Annotated in this window: 17 protein-coding genes; 4 read left to right on the forward strand and 13 right to left on the reverse strand. The window is 46.4% G+C overall.

The window, feature by feature from the left end:
* Window positions 1-19: 19 nt before the first annotated feature.
* The 13 genes from can to MMG82_RS02315 all read right to left on the reverse strand — a co-directional run bounded on the left by can (window position 20) and on the right by MMG82_RS02315 (window position 16,817).
* A complete protein-coding gene (can, locus tag MMG82_RS02255) occupies window positions 20-625 on the reverse strand; it encodes a carbonate dehydratase (RefSeq protein ID WP_037418751.1) in 606 nt (201 codons plus the stop codon).
* A gap of 419 nt (window positions 626-1,044) precedes the next feature.
* The gene (locus tag MMG82_RS02260; protein WP_037418757.1) at window positions 1,045-1,482 is read right to left on the reverse strand and encodes a substrate-binding domain-containing protein; all 438 of its coding nucleotides are present in this window, start codon (window positions 1,480-1,482) and stop codon (window positions 1,045-1,047) included.
* A 10-nt stretch (window positions 1,483-1,492) separates the two neighbouring features.
* On the reverse strand, window positions 1,493-2,671 hold the full coding sequence (locus MMG82_RS02265; RefSeq protein WP_241406407.1) for a porin: 1,179 nt from the start codon (window positions 2,669-2,671) through the stop codon (window positions 1,493-1,495).
* Between the two features lie 242 nt (window positions 2,672-2,913).
* Window positions 2,914-3,744, reverse strand: a complete 831-nt coding sequence (locus MMG82_RS02270) for an alpha/beta hydrolase (protein WP_241406408.1) — start codon at window positions 3,742-3,744, stop codon at window positions 2,914-2,916.
* A gap of 67 nt (window positions 3,745-3,811) precedes the next feature.
* Complete coding sequence (locus tag MMG82_RS02275) at window positions 3,812-4,477, reverse strand: M15 family metallopeptidase (protein WP_051714139.1); 666 nt, start codon at window positions 4,475-4,477, stop codon at window positions 3,812-3,814.
* 92 nt (window positions 4,478-4,569) lie between these two features.
* Window positions 4,570-5,715, reverse strand: a complete 1,146-nt coding sequence (dapE, locus tag MMG82_RS02280) for a succinyl-diaminopimelate desuccinylase (RefSeq protein WP_037430294.1) — start codon at window positions 5,713-5,715, stop codon at window positions 4,570-4,572.
* Window positions 5,712-6,116, reverse strand: coding sequence for an arsenate reductase (locus tag MMG82_RS02285; RefSeq protein ID WP_241406409.1), 405 nt, complete (start codon window positions 6,114-6,116; stop codon window positions 5,712-5,714). The genes dapE and MMG82_RS02285 overlap by 4 nt, the downstream gene beginning before the upstream one ends.
* A gap of 184 nt (window positions 6,117-6,300) precedes the next feature.
* A complete protein-coding gene (locus MMG82_RS02290; protein ID WP_037430297.1) occupies window positions 6,301-8,970 on the reverse strand; it encodes a TonB-dependent receptor in 2,670 nt (889 codons plus the stop codon).
* Between the two features lie 454 nt (window positions 8,971-9,424).
* Complete coding sequence (gene umuC, locus MMG82_RS02295) at window positions 9,425-10,699, reverse strand: translesion error-prone DNA polymerase V subunit UmuC (RefSeq protein ID WP_047538491.1); 1,275 nt, start codon at window positions 10,697-10,699, stop codon at window positions 9,425-9,427.
* Window positions 10,696-11,103, reverse strand: coding sequence for a translesion error-prone DNA polymerase V autoproteolytic subunit (gene umuD / locus MMG82_RS02300; RefSeq protein ID WP_229777742.1), 408 nt, complete (start codon window positions 11,101-11,103; stop codon window positions 10,696-10,698). Before umuD ends, umuC begins: the two co-directional genes overlap by 4 nt.
* Window positions 11,104-11,204: 101 nt before the next feature.
* Entirely contained in the window at window positions 11,205-12,347 is a 1,143-nt protein-coding gene (locus tag MMG82_RS02305; RefSeq protein WP_052184012.1) for a hypothetical protein, read from the reverse strand.
* 246 nt (window positions 12,348-12,593) lie between these two features.
* Window positions 12,594-15,092 (reverse strand): glucan 1,4-alpha-glucosidase, encoded by a 2,499-nt coding sequence (locus MMG82_RS02310; RefSeq protein ID WP_047540632.1) that lies wholly within the window; start codon window positions 15,090-15,092, stop codon window positions 12,594-12,596.
* 129 nt (window positions 15,093-15,221) lie between these two features.
* Window positions 15,222-16,817 (reverse strand): MFS transporter, encoded by a 1,596-nt coding sequence (locus tag MMG82_RS02315; protein WP_047538495.1) that lies wholly within the window; start codon window positions 16,815-16,817, stop codon window positions 15,222-15,224.
* A gap of 610 nt (window positions 16,818-17,427) precedes the next feature.
* Here MMG82_RS02315 and MMG82_RS02320 point away from each other — a divergent pair.
* The 4 genes from MMG82_RS02320 (at window position 17,428) to MMG82_RS02335 (ending at window position 21,030) form a co-directional block, all read left to right on the forward strand.
* Window positions 17,428-17,721 (forward strand): YciI family protein, encoded by a 294-nt coding sequence (locus MMG82_RS02320; RefSeq protein WP_037431416.1) that lies wholly within the window; start codon window positions 17,428-17,430, stop codon window positions 17,719-17,721.
* Between the two features lie 88 nt (window positions 17,722-17,809).
* On the forward strand, window positions 17,810-18,691 hold the full coding sequence (locus tag MMG82_RS02325; protein ID WP_047538500.1) for a LysR family transcriptional regulator: 882 nt from the start codon (window positions 17,810-17,812) through the stop codon (window positions 18,689-18,691).
* A gap of 138 nt (window positions 18,692-18,829) precedes the next feature.
* Window positions 18,830-19,927 (forward strand): alkene reductase, encoded by a 1,098-nt coding sequence (locus MMG82_RS02330; protein WP_047538503.1) that lies wholly within the window; start codon window positions 18,830-18,832, stop codon window positions 19,925-19,927.
* A gap of 8 nt (window positions 19,928-19,935) precedes the next feature.
* Window positions 19,936-21,030 (forward strand): alkene reductase, encoded by a 1,095-nt coding sequence (locus tag MMG82_RS02335; RefSeq protein ID WP_047538506.1) that lies wholly within the window; start codon window positions 19,936-19,938, stop codon window positions 21,028-21,030.
* Window positions 21,031-21,088 lie beyond the last annotated feature (58 nt).

The raw sequence follows: 21,088 nt of genomic DNA on the forward strand, positions 1-21,088 counted from the left end.
ATATCATACGACGAAAGACTTACACGACTTGTGCACGGTCTACCGTAACATCAAGATCCGTTAATAGACCATTATCGATACCGTAAATCCACCCATGGACAGCCAGTTCTTGGCCGCGAGACCAGGCTTCTTGCACGATAGTACTACTGGTGACATTGGAAACCTGTTCAATCACATTGAGCTCACACAGGCGATCAAAACGTTTGGCTTCATCCATTTGCATTAATTCATCATGATGTAGGCGATAGACATCGCGCAAATGGCCAAGCCAGTTATCGATAAGTCCAAGGCGCTGATTACCCATTGCTGCACGTACACCACCGCAGCCGTAGTGACCGACGACCATAATATGTTTCACTTTAAGCACATCGATGGCGTATTGCAGTACTGACAGGCAGTTAAGATCGGTATGGATCACCATATTGGCTATATTGCGGTGAACAAAGACTTCGCCAGGCATTAAATCGATGATTTGGTTAGAAGGAACTCGGCTGTCGGAACAACCAATCCAGAGATATTCAGGGTTTTGCTGTTTTGCCAGTTGTTCAAAAAAATCAGGGTGTTCTTGACTGATGCGTCCGGCCCAACGGCGGTTATTATCGAATAAGGGTTTGAGTAGTTTCATTTTAACCTATTGTTTTATAGACATATTAAAATGTCTTTTGCCCTAAATGATGCAAGCCGCACCTTTTTTGCGATTGAGTATACCAGCAAAATCGTGGCCTCTGGTCTATCCAATTAAGATTAAACTCAGGTTTGACCATGACTTAATTCCATCAACAGTTAAATAATTTGGTCTAATGCTTTGAATTTTTTTGATAAAATTTATTTAGCCTGCGCCTAAGAGCTCAATGTTACTGTTGGCAAAAGAGGGAATACGGGAATGAATGGGTAAATCTGTTATTGAGCATGGCGCAATAACGCTAAGCTTTTCGTTTAACTTAGGCCGGGTTTGTATATATCTATATGATTTAAATGCTTAATGTAAAAATTTGATGCCTTCTTATTGAAAGAAGGCATCAATAGGTACAATCAGGTTAATCCCTAAAACTTACCTACAACTTTGACATTGGGCGTCACTTCTGCTGCATCCACAAAGCCGATCATATTTGGATTGGCGGCGACGAGAGTAAGAATCTCAGCACTGGATTCGACCACTTTAGGCGGTTGTCCTTGTCCAGAAAATACGAGTTTTGACCAATAGGCTTTTAACTGACTTTCTGTTTTATTGAGGATTTGTTTTACAAAGGCTTCCCTGACAGGTGAGCCTTCCGCTTGATCGAGTGCGACAATCGTGCCTCCTGTCGAAAAGGTTTTAAGCTTTCCCGAATAAATTCTTGAAATATCGGCAGCTGATATCTCTGAACTGTTCGAAGGGTGAACGATTACGGCGATTTCCGCTTGAGCCCATTGACTGAGCAATAGGAGTGCACACAAGCTGATTGGCTTGACGATGTATTTAGCAATGTGAGGTAAATTCATAAATGACTCCTTAGAAAACAAGATCAACAGCCATGCTTAAGAGTTGTTCGTCGGAGGTCGGCTTATCATTACTGTAATTGGTGTATTCCAGTTTTAGCGCCGCAGAGGGATGAAAATCCCAGCGGGTTCCGATGATGTAATAGGAACTATCCTCTTGTTGTGCTTCTAATGCGGCTTTCGTTCCCATCACTAATGGCGCGAGAGCTGCTTGATTGGCCGGAGGTAGGGCGTTGTAGACAGGCAACATTGCATCATAGGCATCATATTGTGGGTCACCTTTATCAATGCCATAGGTTAAATGGAAGGTAAAATCATGGTAACGAACACCCGCTGAAACAAAGGCAGAATCTTGAATATTAAAACTGCTAGGGTCGACGTCTATTCGGGTGTATTCCGCTAATATAAACCACTTTCCTGCGTCATATTTCACGTTAGCGCCAATAAGTAAGGCACTATCCTCTATCGCTAATAAGTCATTTACAACTTGATCATCGAATAAACCTGTTTGGGAAATGGCTTCACCCAAACCAAGTAGTGCTGGCAGTTCATATGAGAAATCCGTGACTATCCCCACATTTAAACCGTACTCAAATCCAGCGGTGCTAAAATTGAAGTTCATAATATGGCCCTTGGCGGAAAAGGGCGCTGGGGGCGTTGATGAACCGATAGGCGCATAGTCAGACACCGATGTCGTAATATATTTATAGGTTAAGCCAACTTCAGTATTGCCCCATAAATCTGAATAAACTAAACCAACGCCTTCGCCAGAATTAAAGGGGAGCGAATAGACTCCCCTTGGTGGCGTTATCCAATGGTAGGCATAGCCAACATCGATATAATCGGAATATTTGTAAAGATTAAATCGTTGTCTTCCAGCCATTAGCATCAACTTATCGCTAATGTCATAGGAAATATAAGCCCACTCAAACTCTGCACTATAATCGTCACTGCCACGGGAGAGGACTTGTGCGGTTGCGCGTAAGCCGCTCCCTAAATCTGCGGCAAATTGTAATGCGACTTTGGAGTCATTATTAAAGTCGATTTCTTTATCATAACCGTAGTAACTTTTATCATCGGATAAGCTTGAGCCAGCAACAATGGAGGCAAAGCCGTTTATTTCAACATTCGCGTAAAGGGATGGAATATAGAGTGCGGTCAACACACCTAATGCAACTGTACTTTTTCTCATGTTAGGAAACCTTTTTGAGGGAATACAGTTTAAAGGTAGTTGAATTTTTGGTGTTTTCACGATTTTGCAACATTTTTAAGGGCAGTTAACAAATCGATGTTTGTTAAGCCTCAAGTGGGATAGCACTCCAAGATTATTGGAAAAGGTTTCGAGTAATAGGCAAAAGACTCATTCTTATTCACGGTTCTAGAATATGAATCTGTTAGAGCATGGGTGACATGCTCTAACCATCATGGTGCGTATTAAGCGTATTGGCTGAGAAATGCTAATAATTGCTGATTAACAAATTCGGCTTGTTCTAGACTTGAAATATGGCCAGCACTTGGAATATGCACTAATTGGCTGCCATTAATGGCATCACTCATCAAATAACTTTCCAAAACACTGCGCGCCTTGTCTTCTACACCCACCATGATTAAGCAAGGTAAGGTAAATTGTTCGGCAAATTCTAGGGTATCGCGCCGACCAAAAATAATCCGTCCAAGTTTTACTATGTCGGGAATGCGTTCTGGCGTTAGCGCAGCTAAGTCGTTTTCAAAACGTTGCACTAATTCGGGATTATTCGCTTTGGCATTATCTGCAAAAAACAGCGGTGAAATTGCATTGATAAGTGCTGGCGGAATACTGCCAGCGGTTTGGATCATGTCTAACATACCAAAATATTTGGCACGGGTGATTTCTGGCTCAAAACCAATAAAACTGTCCAGCATGGCAAGCGTCTTGACGCGAGCAGGCGCCTTAAGCACCAGCTCTGCCCCCCACATGGCGCCCACGGACAAACCGATGAGGGAAAATGTCTCAAGTTCGAGGGCGTCCATCAGGGCTAACATATGCTCACTAATGTCTAACAGGCTATGGCAGTTTTCCGGTACGGTGCCAGATTGGCCGTGTCCCCAGAGATCGGGTACGATACAGCGGTAGCTTTTGCTTAAGAGCGCAATTTGTGGTGCCCACATGGCGCTGTCCCACAGGTAGCTGTGGCCAAATAACAGGGTAGGGCCTGTGCCGATATCAAGGTAACTAAGTTGGCTACCCGCGATGCAAATTTGTTGTCTGTATGATGATAAATCCATAAAACCTACTTAATCTATAAAACCAAAAACGGGAAGGGACGTCGGCTAAAACGTGCAGAAAAAGCTATTAAGGCTGCGCAATCCGATGTACATATTCCGCTACTAACTCGGGTAAACGCCGGATCACGGCGTCTTTTAGCAACATATCGCTCTGCTGGATAACCTGCGCTAAGGCCTGAACCTCAAATTGGGGTAACAGGGTTTGAGACACGGGGAAATAGCTAATATGCCAAGGCTCTGCACTTACCGCGCTTTGGCCTTTCTGGAACGGAAAATAAAACCCAAAATCCTTGGCATTAGCCACTAGCCACTGGTGCAAGTGGGCGCAGGGGCCACCATCACGGTATTCGGCGTCCACTAGACGCAGGGATTTGACCTCAATTTGCTCGGCATCAAATACATCGATATCCGTTCCCCAATGGTGACGCGAAGCACCAGGCAGTGCCGACCAGAGTAAGATCAAATCGACTAACTCATCATCGCTGAGCGGCGCGATATCCGCGGGCTGCTCATTGATATCAAGGACCACTCGTTTACCGCTGGCCTTGGCATTCCAAATGGCGAGTTGCCGATCGAAGGGGCGATAGGCAGAGCAAATCGCCAGCTTAATACCGTCTTTGGCGGCACTGTCGGCCATTGCCTGAAAGGCAAGGGCGGTTTGTAACTCTAACTTAAACCGCGTTTCTCGCTGATGATAGGGGCTGAGTAACTCAACGAACACTAAGTCGCTCATTGAGTCAGAGTCTAGATCTGCTGTTAAACCTGTCTCTCCCCTTGGCTCTAGACCATAGAGCAGGGCTTTTTTTGCCGTGATAGCCATGGTATTTAACACAGTAACTGTTCCAAAATCACTTCATAACACAGCGCTAATTGCTCTAGATCGTCTACCTTCACGCACTCGTTCACTTTATGGATTGTGGCGTTTACTGGGCCAAGTTCCAACACTTTGGCGCCCGTTGGCGCAATAAAGCGCCCATCGGAGGTGCCGCCGGTGGTTTGTGGATCGGTATCATAGCCCGTGACTTGACGAATGGCATGGCGGGTCGCGTCTAACAGTGGGCCTTCGCCGGTTAAAAAGGGTAAGCCGTTAAAGGTCCAGCTGATGTCATAATCCAGTTCGTGGGCGGTTAATAAGGCTTCCACGCGCTCGATGAGTATCTCGGCGGTCACTTCGGTGGAATAGCGGAAGTTAAACATCACCTCCAAGGCGCCTGGGATCACGTTCGATGCGCCTGTGCCGCCGTTAATGTTGGCGATTTGCATGCTGGTGGGCGGGAAGAATTCGTTGCCATTATCCCAATGGGTTTGGCTTAACTCAGCTAAAAAGGGGGCGGCTTTGTGGATAGGGTTATCCGCAAGGTGCGGATAGGCCACATGGCCTTGAATACCTTTAACGGTTAAGTTGGCGGTGAGACTGCCACGGCGGCCATTTTTAACCACATCACCGAGTTTTAAGGTCGACGAGGGTTCACCCACCAATGCCCAAGTGATTTTTTCATTACGGGCTTCTAGGGTATCGATAACCCGTGTGGTGCCATTGATAAAGGGGCCTTCTTCATCGCTAGTGATTAAAAACGCAATCGAGCCAGGATGATTTGGGTGCTTAGCCACAAAACGTTCGGTCGCGACGATCATCGCCGCCAGTGAGCCTTTCATATCGGCAGCACCGCGACCATACAGATAACCGTCAATAATGGTTGGCTCAAAAGGCGGGGTATGCCAGCGGCTTAAATCGCCTGCGGGCACCACATCGGTATGGCCGGCAAAACAAAATACCGGGCCTGTATTACCGCGCCGCGCCCACATATTGGTGGTGTCTTCAAAGACCATGGGCTCAATATTAAAGCCTACGGCGGCAAGACGTTCGGCCATTAAGCTTTGACAGCCTTCATCTAGCGGTGTGACCGAAGGACGGGCGATTAACGCTTTAGTCAGTTCGGTAACCGGGTGAGTGTTCGAAGCGTACGTCATAGGGAAAACACCTTCTTATATTCGGCTTCGTTAAAGCCCACTAGCACTTGTTCACCCAAAACCAGCACTGGGCGCTTGATCAGTGTCGGGTGAGTGAGCATTAGTTGAATGGCTTTGGCTTGGTCGATATCCGCTTTATCGGCATCACTTAAGGCGCGAAAACTGGTACTGTGTTTATTAAAGACGGTTTCCCATCCGGCAATTTGACACCAATGCTGCAGATCCTTTTCTGCTAATCCATCTTCCCTAAAGTCATGGAAGTTGACCGAAAGTTGATGGGTTTCAATCCATTTACGTGCTTTACGCACAGTATCGCAATTTTTAATACCAAAAAGGGTCAAGATGATGCTCCTATCGAGGGGCGCCGTTGGCACGCATTGATTTTGCTCGCATTGTGGCATTGTGCGCTGGATGCTACAAGGGGATATTGCCTAGGGCATGTTGAGAATAAGTTAAGATAGTCGCAAAGATTTGATAGGTGGTCGATGTAGGTAAAAGTGAAATATTTGATGTTAATTTGGGTATCAGTATGCAAATAAAAAGCCGAGCAAATATGCTCGGCTTTGTCCTTGGAAATGTTTTTAATTAAAAGTTCATTTCCAGAGCGAGGTAATACTCACGGCCTACTACGTTGTAGTAAGAACGTGGGTAATGTGGCCACGATGACTGGGTTTGATCAATCTCAGGGCCCGCATCAAACAAGTTGTTGATGCCGGTTGAGATTTTTAGTGCATCGTTGACAAGATAACTTGCTGACCAGTTCACTTCAACATGGCTGTCGATCGTTACGCTGTAATCTGCGTCCAGACCATTTTCGACAAAGTAATCCATGCGATCGCCATTCATGCTGTCAGTGTATTTGAACAATAAGTTAGTCGCAAAATCGTTATAGCTCCAACCTAAGTTCAAGTTACCGCGGATTTTAGGCGCTGAACCTTCACCATCAATAAGATCTAATGCCTCTGAATCTGGGGTTAATTGCTCTTCCCATTTCAGTAAGTAGGTGCCTTCTAAGCGGGCGGTTAAATCACCTAAGTTGGCAGTTTCATAGCGATAACCGATAGAGAAGTCGATACCAGAGGTTTTTTGTGATGACATGTTAATCGCTTGGGTATTCACCTGAATTAACTTGCCATTCGCATCACGTATAATTTTGTCTGTAAATGCATCTGAATGATCCAGAATATATTGGGCGCTAGGATCATTCACTAGGTTATCGATTTCAACAATCCAGTAATCTAATGTCAGATTGAGATCGTTGTAATCCCATACCATACCAAGGTTATAGTTTTTACCTGTTTCAGCTTCTAACTCAGGGTTAGCACCAATGGTAATTGGCAAGGATTCGATCTTATCGCAAGCAGGACCAGGGCCAGAGGCTTCACAAGTAGGAGTATCAATCACAGTACTATAGGCTGACGTGGGTTCTCCAAATAAACGCTGCATATCTGGAGCACGGAAAGTCTCTGCATATAGACCACGTAGCAGTAAGCTGTCGATAGGACGGTATTCTACAGCCACTTGAGGACTGAATTGACCACCCACATCTGATTCGTCATCGTAATAGTCGTAACGGCCAGCTAAGGTCACTGTGAGGTTTTCAATCACAGGAACAGCCACTTCAGCGTAGCTAGCATATTGTTCACGTTCACCTTGAGCGCTGCTACCGCCTTTACCCATGACACCGCCGTTAGTGGTAAAGCTATCGGATTTGTCATAAAACCATTCTTTGCCATATTCGATACCAGCAGCATAAGCTACGGCGCCTGCTGGTAATTCAAAGACTTCGCCACTAATACCGGCGTTAAAGCTTGATAGGGTTGATTGACCTTTTTTACCACCTTGATAATCCAGCATGGCGGCATCTTCATTGGAAATAACATCCAATAGAGAATGACCATTGGTTCCTTCGGTCAAATAATCCCACATACTTTGGTAAGTTGGTGAGCCCGTTGTGGTGGATTCTACAGTTTGGCGGGCAATAGACCAAGATGTGTCATATTCGATGCCTTCAGTCAGATAACCTTTACCACCGATCAAGAACGAGAAGTTATTGGTTTCAAAATCAGAAGTACGTGGACCTAACTCTGACATACGACGAGTGTAGAAATATTCTCCGTCGGCTGCGCTGGCAAAATCACCGCCAAAGGCTGATGATTTTTTGAAGGTTTGTGAGAGGCCTTTTGACTTGTTGTAGATAGTGACATCATCGCCAACTACTTTATATTTAAAGTCATCACCGACAGTTGCTGACTCAATTTCGGTAAAAGTTGAGGCATGTGTATAGTCAATTCGAGAGTAGAGCTGATGGTCATCATTCAGTTCTTTGGTGAGGTTCACCATAGTTGAATAGCGTTTTTGTTCTGGAGAGAAATCCCGTTGTGGCGAGCGATCAAAACCGCAGCGACCATTGGACATCACTTGATAACCACGTGCCTCACATTCTGCGGCAGATAAGGTTTTAAAGAGTTTATTATCGCTGGTGACAATGTTCGCACCATATGAGCTGTAAGCCGCATAAGGGTTGCCCGGAACGATATCTGTTCCCCATTCTGGGCGATCTGTTCCTTTTAAGGCTTGACGGTCTTCGTATTCGGCGAAGAAAGTTAGGTTCGCTTTATCGCTGCTTACGCCCGTCATAAAGGAGAATTGGTTGTTTTGTAAGCCACCATCAACGGTATCGGAGAAGCGATATTTCAAGGTGCTTTGCTCAACATCTTTTTTCAAGATAATGTTGATAACGCCGCCCATGGCATCCGAGCCGTAAATGGCTGATGCACCTGTGGTTAAGATCTCAATGCGTTCAATCGCTCCTAACGGAATGTTTGCGGTATCGACAAAACTATCTGTACCACCGGCCCCAAAAGGATATTTAGGTACGCGTTTACCATTGATGAGGGTGAGAACGCGTCCAGCGCCAACACCACGAAGATTTACAGCAGATGCAGCTGGGGTGAAACCATGAACTTCTTGCTGAGTCATGGAGCCGCCAGAGTTTTGCGATAGGTTACCTAAAACATCTTGGACTGAGTTAAACCCGCCTTTTTCAATGTCGGCTGCACTGACAACCACTACAGGTGAAGCATTCTCAAGATCGGTACGCTTAATACGTGAACCAGTTACTTCGATACGCTCAACTTTATCCTCGGCAACCGCGGTTTCATCAGCTGCGAAAACCAATGGTGATAAAGATGTTGATACTAAAGCAAGTAAACTAAAACGAACCGCACGTGCAACGGTTGTTTGCGTAATCATATTTTCATTCCCTTAACAATGCCGTGATGATCAGGAAGGGTTTCATCAAGGCTTATATTTTATGTGCAACTGCCCTCCATAGTCGGAAAACTATCATTAACAACTTTAATATCAACAGCTTAATTGTTTGTTTTGTGTTAATCGTGTGTTACTAATGTAAACTTGCGGAAGCTAATTAAGGTTGGCTTGAAGTAATAAGATGCGGTGCTGCATGTGAAAAAGGCTAGATTGTATCGCAATGTAACGTAACATCATCTTTACAATGTCAATCTTTAGGCTGAATTTTTTGTTTAGGTCAGTTTTGAATAATGTGATCGCTATCAATTTAAGATTAAAGGTGTTAATAGCATGAATCTTATTAGCTGTTGAAATATAGACCATTATTGACTGTGTTTTAGCGGATTTAACAAATGGAACAGCTCTAGCATATTATTTCGTTATTCATGCTTATGGCTTATTTTATTATCGGAATATGTCTCCATTGGGTAGTGTAGCGGGGAGAGAGTTGACCACGCTTCATTCTCCAATCGGCATTCAGTCCTTGTCCTGCAAATTGAATATTTCCTTTACCACTGTGATTGATACCATCAAGCAGTTTCATCAATTCTTTACTTTTAGGTTGTGGTTTGGCCTCGTCAAACAAGCCTAATTGAAACACGCCTGGTGCATAAAAATCTCCTAGCATGACGCCAGCTTTAGCATAGGCGGGACCTGCACGCCAAAGCCGATGCAATAGTCGCTGCGCTAATTCGATAAAATCACGGGTATCGTCACTGGGATACACAAGATGACCAGTGAGTACTTGGCTATATTGGGGCTGATGTTGCGTAAAATAACTGCTGCGAATAAACACCGATAAGGTGCGGGCAAACTGCCCCTCCGCTCGCAATTTCTCGCAGGCCCTAAAGGTATAGTCACTGATAGCCTGCTGCATCGCCTCAAAGGTGGTAATACGTGCGCCAAAGGAGCGCGAGCTGATGATTTGCTGCTTTGTCGCTACCACCTGCTGAATATCATCACAGGCAATACCGTTAAGCTCGTACACCGTTCGCTCAACCATGACGGAAAAATTGTCTCGGATAAGTTTAGGATGGGCATCTGCAAGCTGTAGAGCGGTATGGATGCCCATCTGTTTTAAACGTTGCGCAATTTTTCGGCCAATGCCCCAAACTTCATCAATGGGAGTGAGCGCCATTAACCGGCGTTGGCGTTCTTTATCGCGTAAATCGACAACGCCTTGGGTGGCGGGATACTGTTTTGCGGCATAGTTAGCTAGCTTGGCTAAGGTTTTGCTCGGCCCAATTCCTACGCAGACACTGATCCCTATCCATTGCTGGATCCGTTGACGAATATCCATGGCTAACTGGTTAATATCTTGACATTTATCGAGCCGAGACAAATCCAAAAAAGCCTCATCGATTGAGTAGACTTCAACCCTAGGCACCATCTGCTCAAGTGTGGTCATGACGCGATTTGAAATATCAGCGTAAAGGGCATAGTTGGACGAAAATACCGCCACATTATGGGCGCGGATCATCTCCATCACTTGATAAACCGGCACGGCCATTTTTATGCCTAATTGCTTTGCTTCCGATGAACGCGCGACAACACAACCATCGTTATTTGACAGCACAACGATAGGTTTGCCCTGTAGATCGGGCCGAAACATACGCTCACAGGACGCATAAAAATTATTACAGTCTACGAGGGCGAATAAGTTGGCGGTCATTTGAGTTTTTTCACCACACAAGTCACGACACCGAACAGGTCTAACTCTGACTCGTGGCTGAGTGGAATTGCACTGTAGGCCGGGTTACATGGCAATAATTGCACCACAGGACGTAATTGCAATTGCTTTACCGTAAATTCCCCATTGATGGCCGCCACTACAATATCCCCATGGGTGGCTTGTAAGGCTCGGTCAACCACTAATATATCACCAGAGGAAATTCCGGCATCGACCATCGAATCGCCTTGAACTTTGACAAAAAAGGTTGCGGTGGGATGTTTGATACAAAGCTCATTTAGATCAAGCGATTGCTCAATATAATCATTGGCGGGAGAAGGAAACCCCGCCGCCACAGATGTGCTAAAGAAAGGATATTGGATTTTCGATTGTTCAGGAGTAACCATGATCATATGCATCTATATGCTGTACATATACACAGTATAAGCTAACTTTAGCACATGTCGAAGGCGTTTATGTCATGTATTTGCTTAAGTAAACAATCACCCTATTGGAGTCTCGTGATCAAGCGTGCTCTTTGTGGCTCGAGCTCATCAAAATCTTGTTGGTAACGGTCTAATGATGTAATGCCAGAGCAGAGTACAAATTTACCAAGTGGGTTATATATAAATTGGCTCATGTCAGCGATTGACCAAGGAGCAGGGCAAGTCTGCGGAGGAGTCGTGCCATTTAAAATTTCCGCGTAACGATTCGCTGTGTCTTGATCTTTCATTAACGGTGTCAGCAACCATTGCGTCACGTTTGTGGTGATATCTTCATCATCAATTGTCTGCAATGCTTTGGCCATGGCTGTAAAGTAATACCATTCACCCATTTTTATTTTTTCAAATGTAGTCACCTCAGCAGGGAACGGCGTTTGCCAGCTAGTGGGGATGACGTTGCTTAATTGAGAGGGATGCAGTTGGCCTAGTATCAATTCGCCAAATTTCATATTTGTTGTGATGCCGTTTTGACTAACGGTTTTTATCAGTAGCACATGGGTGTTAGCTGCTACGCGTTGCCAAAACAACATATCTTGATTAATCACATCGGTAACTTGCTGCGCAGACATGGTTTGAGCGTGAGCCAGTAAATCGATGAAGTAGAGTTTTTGTGCCGTGAGCAGATGTGAAAGTGACGGAGAAGACAAAAAGACATTAAATTGGCTGCCTTCTTGCCAGGTATCTAACTGAATTAATGTTTTATATCGCGTGATTAATTCGGCGTTTGTTGCGATGAGTTCGTCAAAAGACGTTTGTTCTGTCAGTACCGGGAGACAACTGGACAGAAAATCATCACGGTTAAGGCATTCGTTGAAAGGGGTTTGCGGTTTGTCTATAGGAGTTGTGTTTAGCGTTGGGGAGCGTTCCAAAATGCCAAGCTGTTGTATGCTTTTAAGTCGAGAAATCCCAGCATCCATCGGCGAGGCGCCACTATTCACATCAAAGCCCAGCGCATAGAGATAGGCATTCTGAGCTTGGTTGTCGGCTAACGCCTTATCACTCTTTTGAATTTCGTCGAGGTAGGCTTTGGCTTGCTCTGAAGCTGGGCTATCTTTTATGTTGATGGCGGCAAGGATCAGATAAAGACTCACTGGCACCAAGAATAACGTGAGCAAAATCCATTTGATTACGGTTTTTAAAGGCTTCATCAAAACTCCATTTATCGATAAATTAACAAAAGCACAAATAGCTTAACATCTTGACTGGCTTATGTAAGTCAATTTTTTATTGAAGTAACGGCAATAAAAATAAGTATTCACATAAAAACAGAGAATGCTTTTACTGTGCGCAGAATGGATGATGTGGGGCGAATTAAAGGAGTATGCTGTTTTTCATCATAAAGCCCGCACAACTCACCTTTGCGGGCTTTATTGACTCGTATCAGTATTTAAACACTATTTCAACGCCTCAGGGACGATAGGGTAGTTATCCCAGACTCGACCATCGCTCATTGAACGTACAAGCTTAATATATTCAGCGTGGGTCCAGGCGAGCGGGGTGGCGGAGTTAGTGCCTTGGCCGAGTTGATATTGGTAACGAGTGGCGTTACCCACACCGTCCCATGCTTGTTCGGGGAGCATTAGACCCGCGTTGGCGAAGGTTTCCATCCCTTGCACATAGGTATTGATAAGTTGCTGCTTGGTTTGCTGTGCGTGAGCACCGCTTAGCTCTCCCTTGGCGCTGGCAAGGGCCAATTCAAAATGGCCACGCTCGCCAGTAAAGAAGGGCCAGACGCGGCCGCGTTGGTTGTCGCTATTACTGCCCGATTCGGCGTAGTTTGCGCCAGTGAGGGTATCTTCACCGTAGCCATCGTTACCGTAACGTCTAAAGCCTGGAACGCTGCTGCCATCCTTTGCCGTAAAGTTGTATTTGAGGCGTAAATTGTCCTCAAGCTCGGTATTATCCACCAGCGCTAGGCTTTGATTAATCAGCTTATCGGTGGAGCCACGCACGCCATAGCGCACCAGTTCTAAAAAGCCGCCATCGAGGATCTGACGTTGATCTAATCCCGCACGGCCATTATTGGCGGCGAGTTGCTCGGCGGTGTTTGGCTCACCGTTGGGGCTTAATCGCAGATAATACGGTGCCTTAATGCCTTGGCTATCGGTGAGCAAACCTTGGGTCGTCACTAAGTGTTTTTCAAGTTGTTGATTAAGCGTTTTGGCGGTCGCGAGATAACGCTGACTGGCATCGCTGTCGTTTACTGCCTTGGCAATATCACTCGCAGCCACTAAGCCTGCGATCACAGCGGCCGTGGTGGAAGGCGAATAACCTGCTTGTTCTTCCCAACGTTCTTGCTGGGTTTTCGGTGGCGTAATTTGGGTATGATTCCAGTCGAGATTGACCTCGCCGCCGCTGACTAAAAAGTCCGCCGCAGCTTTTAACATCTCTTGATACCAATGGTTAAGTTCAGCTTGACTGAATACGCCTGCCTGCCAGAGCTTCCAGCCGAGCATGATCGGCATCGCCGTTTGGTCGAGCTGTACGCCCACCCATTCGATTTGGCCGTCCACATGGGTCTTTTGTAAAAACCAACCGGGTGTGCCGCTAAAGCCTGGGGTTTTATCGCTCACTTGCACCTTTTTAAGGTATTCAAAGGCGACTTTAGGCGTTTGGGTATCGCCCATGGCGAGAAATGCCATGGCGCATTGATAAAAGTCGCGCGGCCAAACGGCCTTGTAACCCGTGCTGGGTGTGACAGCTGGCACTGTATCGCCCCAAGGATTAGAAAGCGACGCGATAAGGGCGCCCGCGTAGGTTTTATCTTCCTGCGCCTTGAGTACCATGGCACTGGTATACAGCAGCTTGCCATTATCTGTGGTGCTTTGCGCCATATCAGGCATCGCGGGTAGCGATTGTAAATAACTGTGCCAACCAGCGTTGTATTGGCTCAGCACCGCGTCATACCCCGCCGTCAAGCTGGCGTTGGCATTGGCTAAACTGCTGGCCTCATCCTGGCCAAAACCAATCGCCAAATTCACATTAAGAGCTTGATTAGCTTGGAGTGCGGGATAACTGGCGGTAAAGGCAATGTTGCCTTGAGTAGGCTTTTCGGCGCTGCTGGTGGCCTGATACAGCGTATCAAGCTTGCCGTTATCGGCTAAATCGGCCAAACCGTCGGATACACCGACAAAGCCCGTAGTCGCCTGCGCAAAATCGATATCCGATTTCACCGTCATTACGCTACTGTGGGGATCATTGGTGCGAGCAATAAGGGCTTGATGATCGATTCTGCCAATATCATTCGCGCCCGCATTATCGATATGGGGGTTAACGTATAAATGCGGTGTGATACCCGCTTCAAAGGCGGTAAACGTCACGCGCATCATCAGCGTATCGCGGTCGGGATCGGTAAAGATATGTTTTTCTATCTGATACTTACCTTCAACGTCGCGATTGATAATCTTATAGGCCAAGGATTGTGGGCGACCATTAGCGTCGGTATCTAAGTATTCAATGCTGCTGATCGTGTTATCTTTTTCGGTATCGACAAAGCCATTGCCGGTGATCACAAATTGCAACTCTTTGAGCTGAGCGTTGTGAATAAGGCCATACATGGTTTCGGTTAAAATCCCCTGCGCGATGGAGAACCACACTCGGCTAATGGGATTTTGAGCGCTGTCTTGGTATTGCCCCTGAGTATAAGGCTCATAGGAGGTACCGATACCGGTTTTGCCGGAGAACGCCCAGGTTGGGGCTTTGCCGGGGGCGCCGGGGGCAATCTGTACATCTGTGGCTTTTGTGACGGTCGGTGTTGATGTGTCTGCATTGGGGGCCGAGGGTGAGCAGCCCATTAAGCTGGTAACGCCGATAAGGCTTGCGGCAATTGCGAGCGCAATCGGCTTACGAGTTAAGCTGCGAGCCTGCTGCGAAGGTACTGTTGTCGATGCCATATTCATCAAAATCTCCCCAATTAATAGATGGTGCTAATTGCGATTTATTCTTGTTGTAAGCTATGTGGCTATACGTATTGGCGTTTAGTTGCCCAAACGCCAAGAGTGCCGAGTTGTAGGATCTGCGATTTACGCTTGAGTGTGCTGAGTATTCGGCTGCTCAACAAAGAGCACGGCAATCCCGGCGCAGAGCATGAGGACGCCGCCGGTGAGCAGGGCATAGATGGGTTGACCATCAAATAATCCATTGAGGATTACGCCTAAGACGCTGGCTGCAAGGAGCTGTGGGATCACGATAAAGAAGTTAAAAATTCCCATATACACGCCCATTTTTTTCGGCGGTAAGGTGCTGGATAACATCGCGTAGGGGATAGATAGAATTGAGGCCCAGGCAATACCCACCCCTATCATCGGCAGCCATAGCAGGCTGGGATCCTTGATAAAATAGAAACTGATTAAGCCAAAACCACCGCAGAACATATTAAAGGTATGGGTGAGTTTGATCCCGATACGTTTGGCAAGTAGCGGAATAAACAGCGCCGCAATGGCCGAAAATCCATTGTAGGAGGCGAATAGTACGCCCACCCAATCGGCACCATTATTGTAGGCTGGGGATAACACATCGCTGCTGCCAAAGTGATAAGACGTCACCGCCGAGGTGGTGTATATCCACATCGCAAAGAGCGCGAACCAAGAGAAAAACTGCACTATCGCTAACTGATGCATGGCCTTAGGCATATGGAATAAATCATCGACCACATTAAAGACAATGCCCAGTTGCGAACGCTGTGAGGGCGTTGATTTACCTAAGCGAAGGGCGCAGTAAAGTTGCAATGGGCCAAAGGCAAAAATCCCTAAGGTTAAAATATACAGCTGCTTATCTAAATCCTGTGTCCACACCGCAAGCGTCAGCAGTGCGCCTACAGCCATCCAAACGATAGCGGCAAATTGATAATTCTGATGGGTGCGAGTGCGATATTGTTGCTCATCTATGCCAGCGTCAGCATTGCCATGGAAGGCGGCGAGTTCATCTGGGGAATATTCTTTAGTAGAGATCACTGTCCACGCCACGCTGAGAAACAGCACGGCGCCACCAAAATAGAAGGCATAACGCACCGAATCGGCAATTTCGCCCACGGGCGCGGTATTGGCGACATTAAAGAAGTTACTGAGAATATAGGGTAGGGCCGAGGCCACAACTGCACCGATGCCAATAAAAAAGCTTTGCATGGCATAACCTTGGGTGCGCTGCTTGGGAGGCAAATTATCCCCCACAAAGGCACGGAAGGGTTCCATGGCGATATTGATTGAGGCATCCATAATCCACAGCATGCCCGCGGCAATCCATAACGTAGGGGAATGCGGCATCACAAATATCGCAAGAGTCGTACAAATAGCGCCGATTAAAAAATACGGCCGACGGCGACCTAAGCGCCCCCAAGTATTATCGCTCAGATAACCAATAATCGGTTGAACCAGCAGACCCGTTAACGGTGCGGCAATCCACAGGATGGGAATGTCATCGATAGAGGCGCCAAGGGTTTGGAAAATGCGACTGACGTTGGCATTTTGCAGGGCAAAACCGAATTGGATCCCCAAAAAACCAAAGCACATATTAAAAATTTGCCAGAAATTTAGCTCGGGTTGTCGCTTATGAACGGCGCGATGCACCACCTTGGGTGAGACACCTTCTAATGGGGTAATCGTTTGTTGATCCGTGGACATGCAACTTCCCTTCAGTAGCGGACAGCAGTGCTGCCTTGAGTCATTTATCGTTATAATTTGAAAGCTTAATCAATAGCTTTGGCTCAGTTTACGCATTATTGTGCCAGTTCGGTTTGGTCGCTATAAAGGTGTGTTTTGATGCTAAAAAATAGCGAATATACCTCTCCCTCAGAAGCATATTCGCCAATAAATTCATTTTCATACTCTATGATGCAAATGCTCAGAAGCAGAAAAGAACCTAAGCCTGACAGCTATCCTCAAAGGCTGCTACCAGAAACGACCTCACAGTGTTCAACCCCACAAGCAGAGGGTGGAACTAGCGAATTTATAGTAGCCGCAGCGTCGATTGACGCACAACCGCTTACATACGTATTCATCATCCATTGATAACTCAAGTTAAACAGCCGTGTAACCTAATGGCAGCCTATTTTACACTCCTATGGGGTTGTATGGGTATCCAGTCAGTGGCTAAAGTGTCAGCAGCAGTGAGCAATAGACGCATTATGCGATTGATACTGCAAAAATAATGGAACAGTATGTCAGCAGATGCTCTCATGTAATCATGGTTAGCACCTGTCAAAATCGATTATGTTTTGAATAAAGGATATCTATGTTTGTTATCACCTTAACCTACAAAAAGCCGCTGGCAGATGTTGAGCTACATTTAGCTGCTCATATTGATTATCTTGATGCGTATTACGCCAAGGGCGTTTTTATCGCCTCGGGCCGTAAGGTGCCACGCACGGGCGGTGTGATCTTCGCTAAGGCGGAGTCGCGTGCAGTACTCGAGGCTATTTTGCAGCAAGATCCTTTCTATACCGAAGACGTGGCTGAATTTGATGTAGTGGAATTTGTGCCAACCAAAGCCGCCGCAGGATTCGAGCAACTCATTGAGACACTTTAGTGATTTTTGCAAATTGTAAAATACAGATATTTATACCAATGATATTTGCTATAAATGCAATAATTGCGGGTGTGGTGCGAGAAATAAAATGAAAACACGGTCCGATGATTTAGAAATACTGCTTGCTGTCGTCGACAGTGGTGGTTTTTCGGCGGCAGCTGAACTGTTAGATATTCAAGTGGCCCGCGTGTCTCGGGCGGTGAGCAAGGTTGAAAGCCAAGTTGGCGTTTCTATTTTAAATCGCACGACTCGCCGGATCGAATTAACCGAGGAAGGTCGCCAGTTTGTTGAAGCCATCCGAATTGGCTTATTACAGATCCAGCAAGCTGAAGAGGAGATCATTACTCGTGGAGAGCTACCGAGAGGCCGTTTACGTGTCGATGCCGCAAGTCCCTTTTTGTTTCATCAATTAGTGCCGCTTATCCAGCCATTTAAGCAAACCTATCCCGATATTGAATTGGAACTCACCTCCAACGAAGGTTTTGTTGATTTGCTTGAAAAGAAAACCGATCTCGCGATCCGCATTGGCAACTTAACGGATTCGACTTTGCATGCTAGGCCACTTGGGAAAAGCTTGCTGTACATTGTAGCCTCACCAGATTACCTATCAAGGCGCGGTTTTCCCAATAAAAGCAGCGATCTTATTCACCACGATTTGCTGGGATTTTCTACCCCAAAAGCCCTCAATGATTGGCCACTGAACGGATTTACTCGATTTACACCTACATTAACCTCGAGTAACGGTGAAACGTTAAGGCAGCTTGCATTAACGGGTAATGGTATTGCCTGCTTATCGGGATTTATGGTGAAAAAGGATATCGCTGAGGGGCGTTTAATCCCCTTATTGGAGAGTGAAAAAATCACCAATACCGGCCGAGAGCAGATCAATGCGGTGTACTATAAATCTTCTACCGTCGCGAAACGTATCTCGGCCTTTATTGATTTTATTCAGCCTAAGCTAACCCTGTAAGCGGTAGGGCAACACTTGTCGTATTGACGTGTTAGTGAACATTTTTGCATTTACAACAAAAATCATTTGTCTTTATTGCGCTCAATGTCTCTTGTTGAGTTTGCTAGTATGTTTGCAACGAAATGAGAGGGTTATATTATGACGCAATCACTGTTTCAACCGATCACCTTGGGTGCATTAACACTCAAAAACCGCATCGTTATGCCGCCAATGACTCGTTCAAGAGCCAGTCAGCCAGGCGATGTGGCCAATCATATGATGGCAACCTATTATGCTCAGCGTGCGAGTGCGGGGCTCATTGTCTCTGAAGGCACACAGATTTCTCCAACTGCAAAAGGGTATGCTTGGACTCCTGGTATTTATACTCCCGAACAGATCGCGGGCTGGCATATCGTCACTGAGGCAGTTCATGCCAAGAACGGAGTGATTTTTGCTCAGTTATGGCATGTAGGCCGAGTCACCCATCCTGACAATATTGGTGGGCAACAACCGATTTCTTCATCCGCATTAAAAGCGGAAAACGTAAAAGTGTTTGTCGATAACGGCACTGATGAACCTGGTTTTGTTGATGTCGTTGCGCCTCGGGCAATGACAAAGGCTGATATTGCGCAAGTGATCGCTGATTATCGTCAAGCAGCGCTCAATGCTATGGCGGCTGGCTTTGATGGCATTGAACTCCACGCCGCTAATGGCTATTTGATCAACCAATTTATTGATTCCGAAGCCAACAACCGTAGTGATGAGTACGGCGGTAGTCTTGAAAATCGCCTACGTTTTTTAGACGAAGTGGTTGCGGCATTGGTCGATGCTATTGGTGCTGAGCGTGTGGGTGTGCGTTTAGCGCCCCTTACGACCCTCAATGGCACTGTGGATGCGGACCCGATTGTGACCTATACCGCTGCCGCTGCGTTACTTAACAAACATCGAATTGTTTATCTACATATTGCCGAGGTGGATTGGGATGATGCACCTGATACGCCACGCTCATTCAAACAAGCATTGCGTGAGGCTTATCAGGGCGTGCTGATTTATGCCGGACGATACAACGCACACACAGCGGAACAAACTATTAACGATGGTTTGGCTGATATGATTGGTTTTGGACGACCTTTTATTGCCAATCCAGATTTACCCGAGCGGCTAAAACACGGCTATCCGTTGGCTGAGCATGACCCAACAACGCTGTTTGGTGGTGGCGAAAAAGGGTTAACTGACTATCCAACTTATCAAGCCTAGGGGAAAGTATGTTCAAGGCATTCAAAGGTCATGTGTTAGAGACTAAAAACCGTATTGTGATGGCTCCAATGACTCGCTCACGTAGCACTCAGCCGGGGGATATTCCGAACGAGATGATGGCCACCTATTATCGCCAGCGAGCAAGCGCAGGATTGATTATTACCGAAGGCGCACCTGTGTCAGCGGTGGCGCGAGGGTATTCAATGACCCCTGGGATTTATACTCCAGCACAGATTGAGGGCTGGAAAAAAGTCACGGAAGCGGTGCACCAAGAAGGTGGGAAAATATTTATCCAACTCTGGCATGTTGGTCGTCGCAGCCATTCGAGTGTGTCTGGCGCTGAGCCTCTTGCGCCATCGGCAATAAAAATACCCGATCAGGTATTTGGTCCATTGCCTGGAGGTGGCTTTGGCATGATTGAAACCCAGCAGCCAAAGGCGATGAGCGAACAAGATATCCAAGCGACTATCAGCGATTTTGTGCAAGCAGCACAAAATGCGATGTTAGCCGGTTTTGATGGGGTTGAAGTGCATGCAGCCCATGGCTATTTATTTGATACTTTTATGCGCTTAGAAAGCAATCAACGGCAAGATCGCTACGGTGGCAGCCAAGAAAATCGGTTGCGTTTTTTAGTCGACACCTTACAAGCCCTTACACAGACCATTGGATCTGGGAGAGTCGCTGTGCGGATATCTCCCCATATTGGTGAGGGATTTACCGGTGACAACCCTGACATCATCCAATTAACACTCGCCTTGCTACAAAAGCTGCAACCGATGAATCTTGCCTATGTGCATTTTTCTGAAAACATCTCGCGCTATGTGGAAGTGTCTGACGCGTTTCGTCAGCAAGTGCGCAGTGTGTATCAACACCCGATAATGGTGGCGGGGAAATTAACCAAGCAATCTGCTCAGCGTTTACTCGACCAACACTATGCTAATTTTGTGGCCTTTGGTACGCCCTTTGTGACCAATCCGGATTTAGTCGCGCGCTTTGCCCATGACTGGCCATTAACCGAGTTTGATGCGGATGCAAGGCTTACCTTGTATGGCGGCGGTGAAGCTGGCTATATCGATTATCCCGTTTATCAGGCATCGTTTTAGTGACATAGTCTAGTGGTGTAGTTTGTGGATACTAAATGGTGTAGGCGCTAAGGGAAGG

The organism is Shewanella sp. MM_2022_3 (assembly GCF_022557375.1).
Taxonomy (GTDB): Bacteria; Pseudomonadota; Gammaproteobacteria; order Enterobacterales; family Shewanellaceae; genus Shewanella; species Shewanella xiamenensis.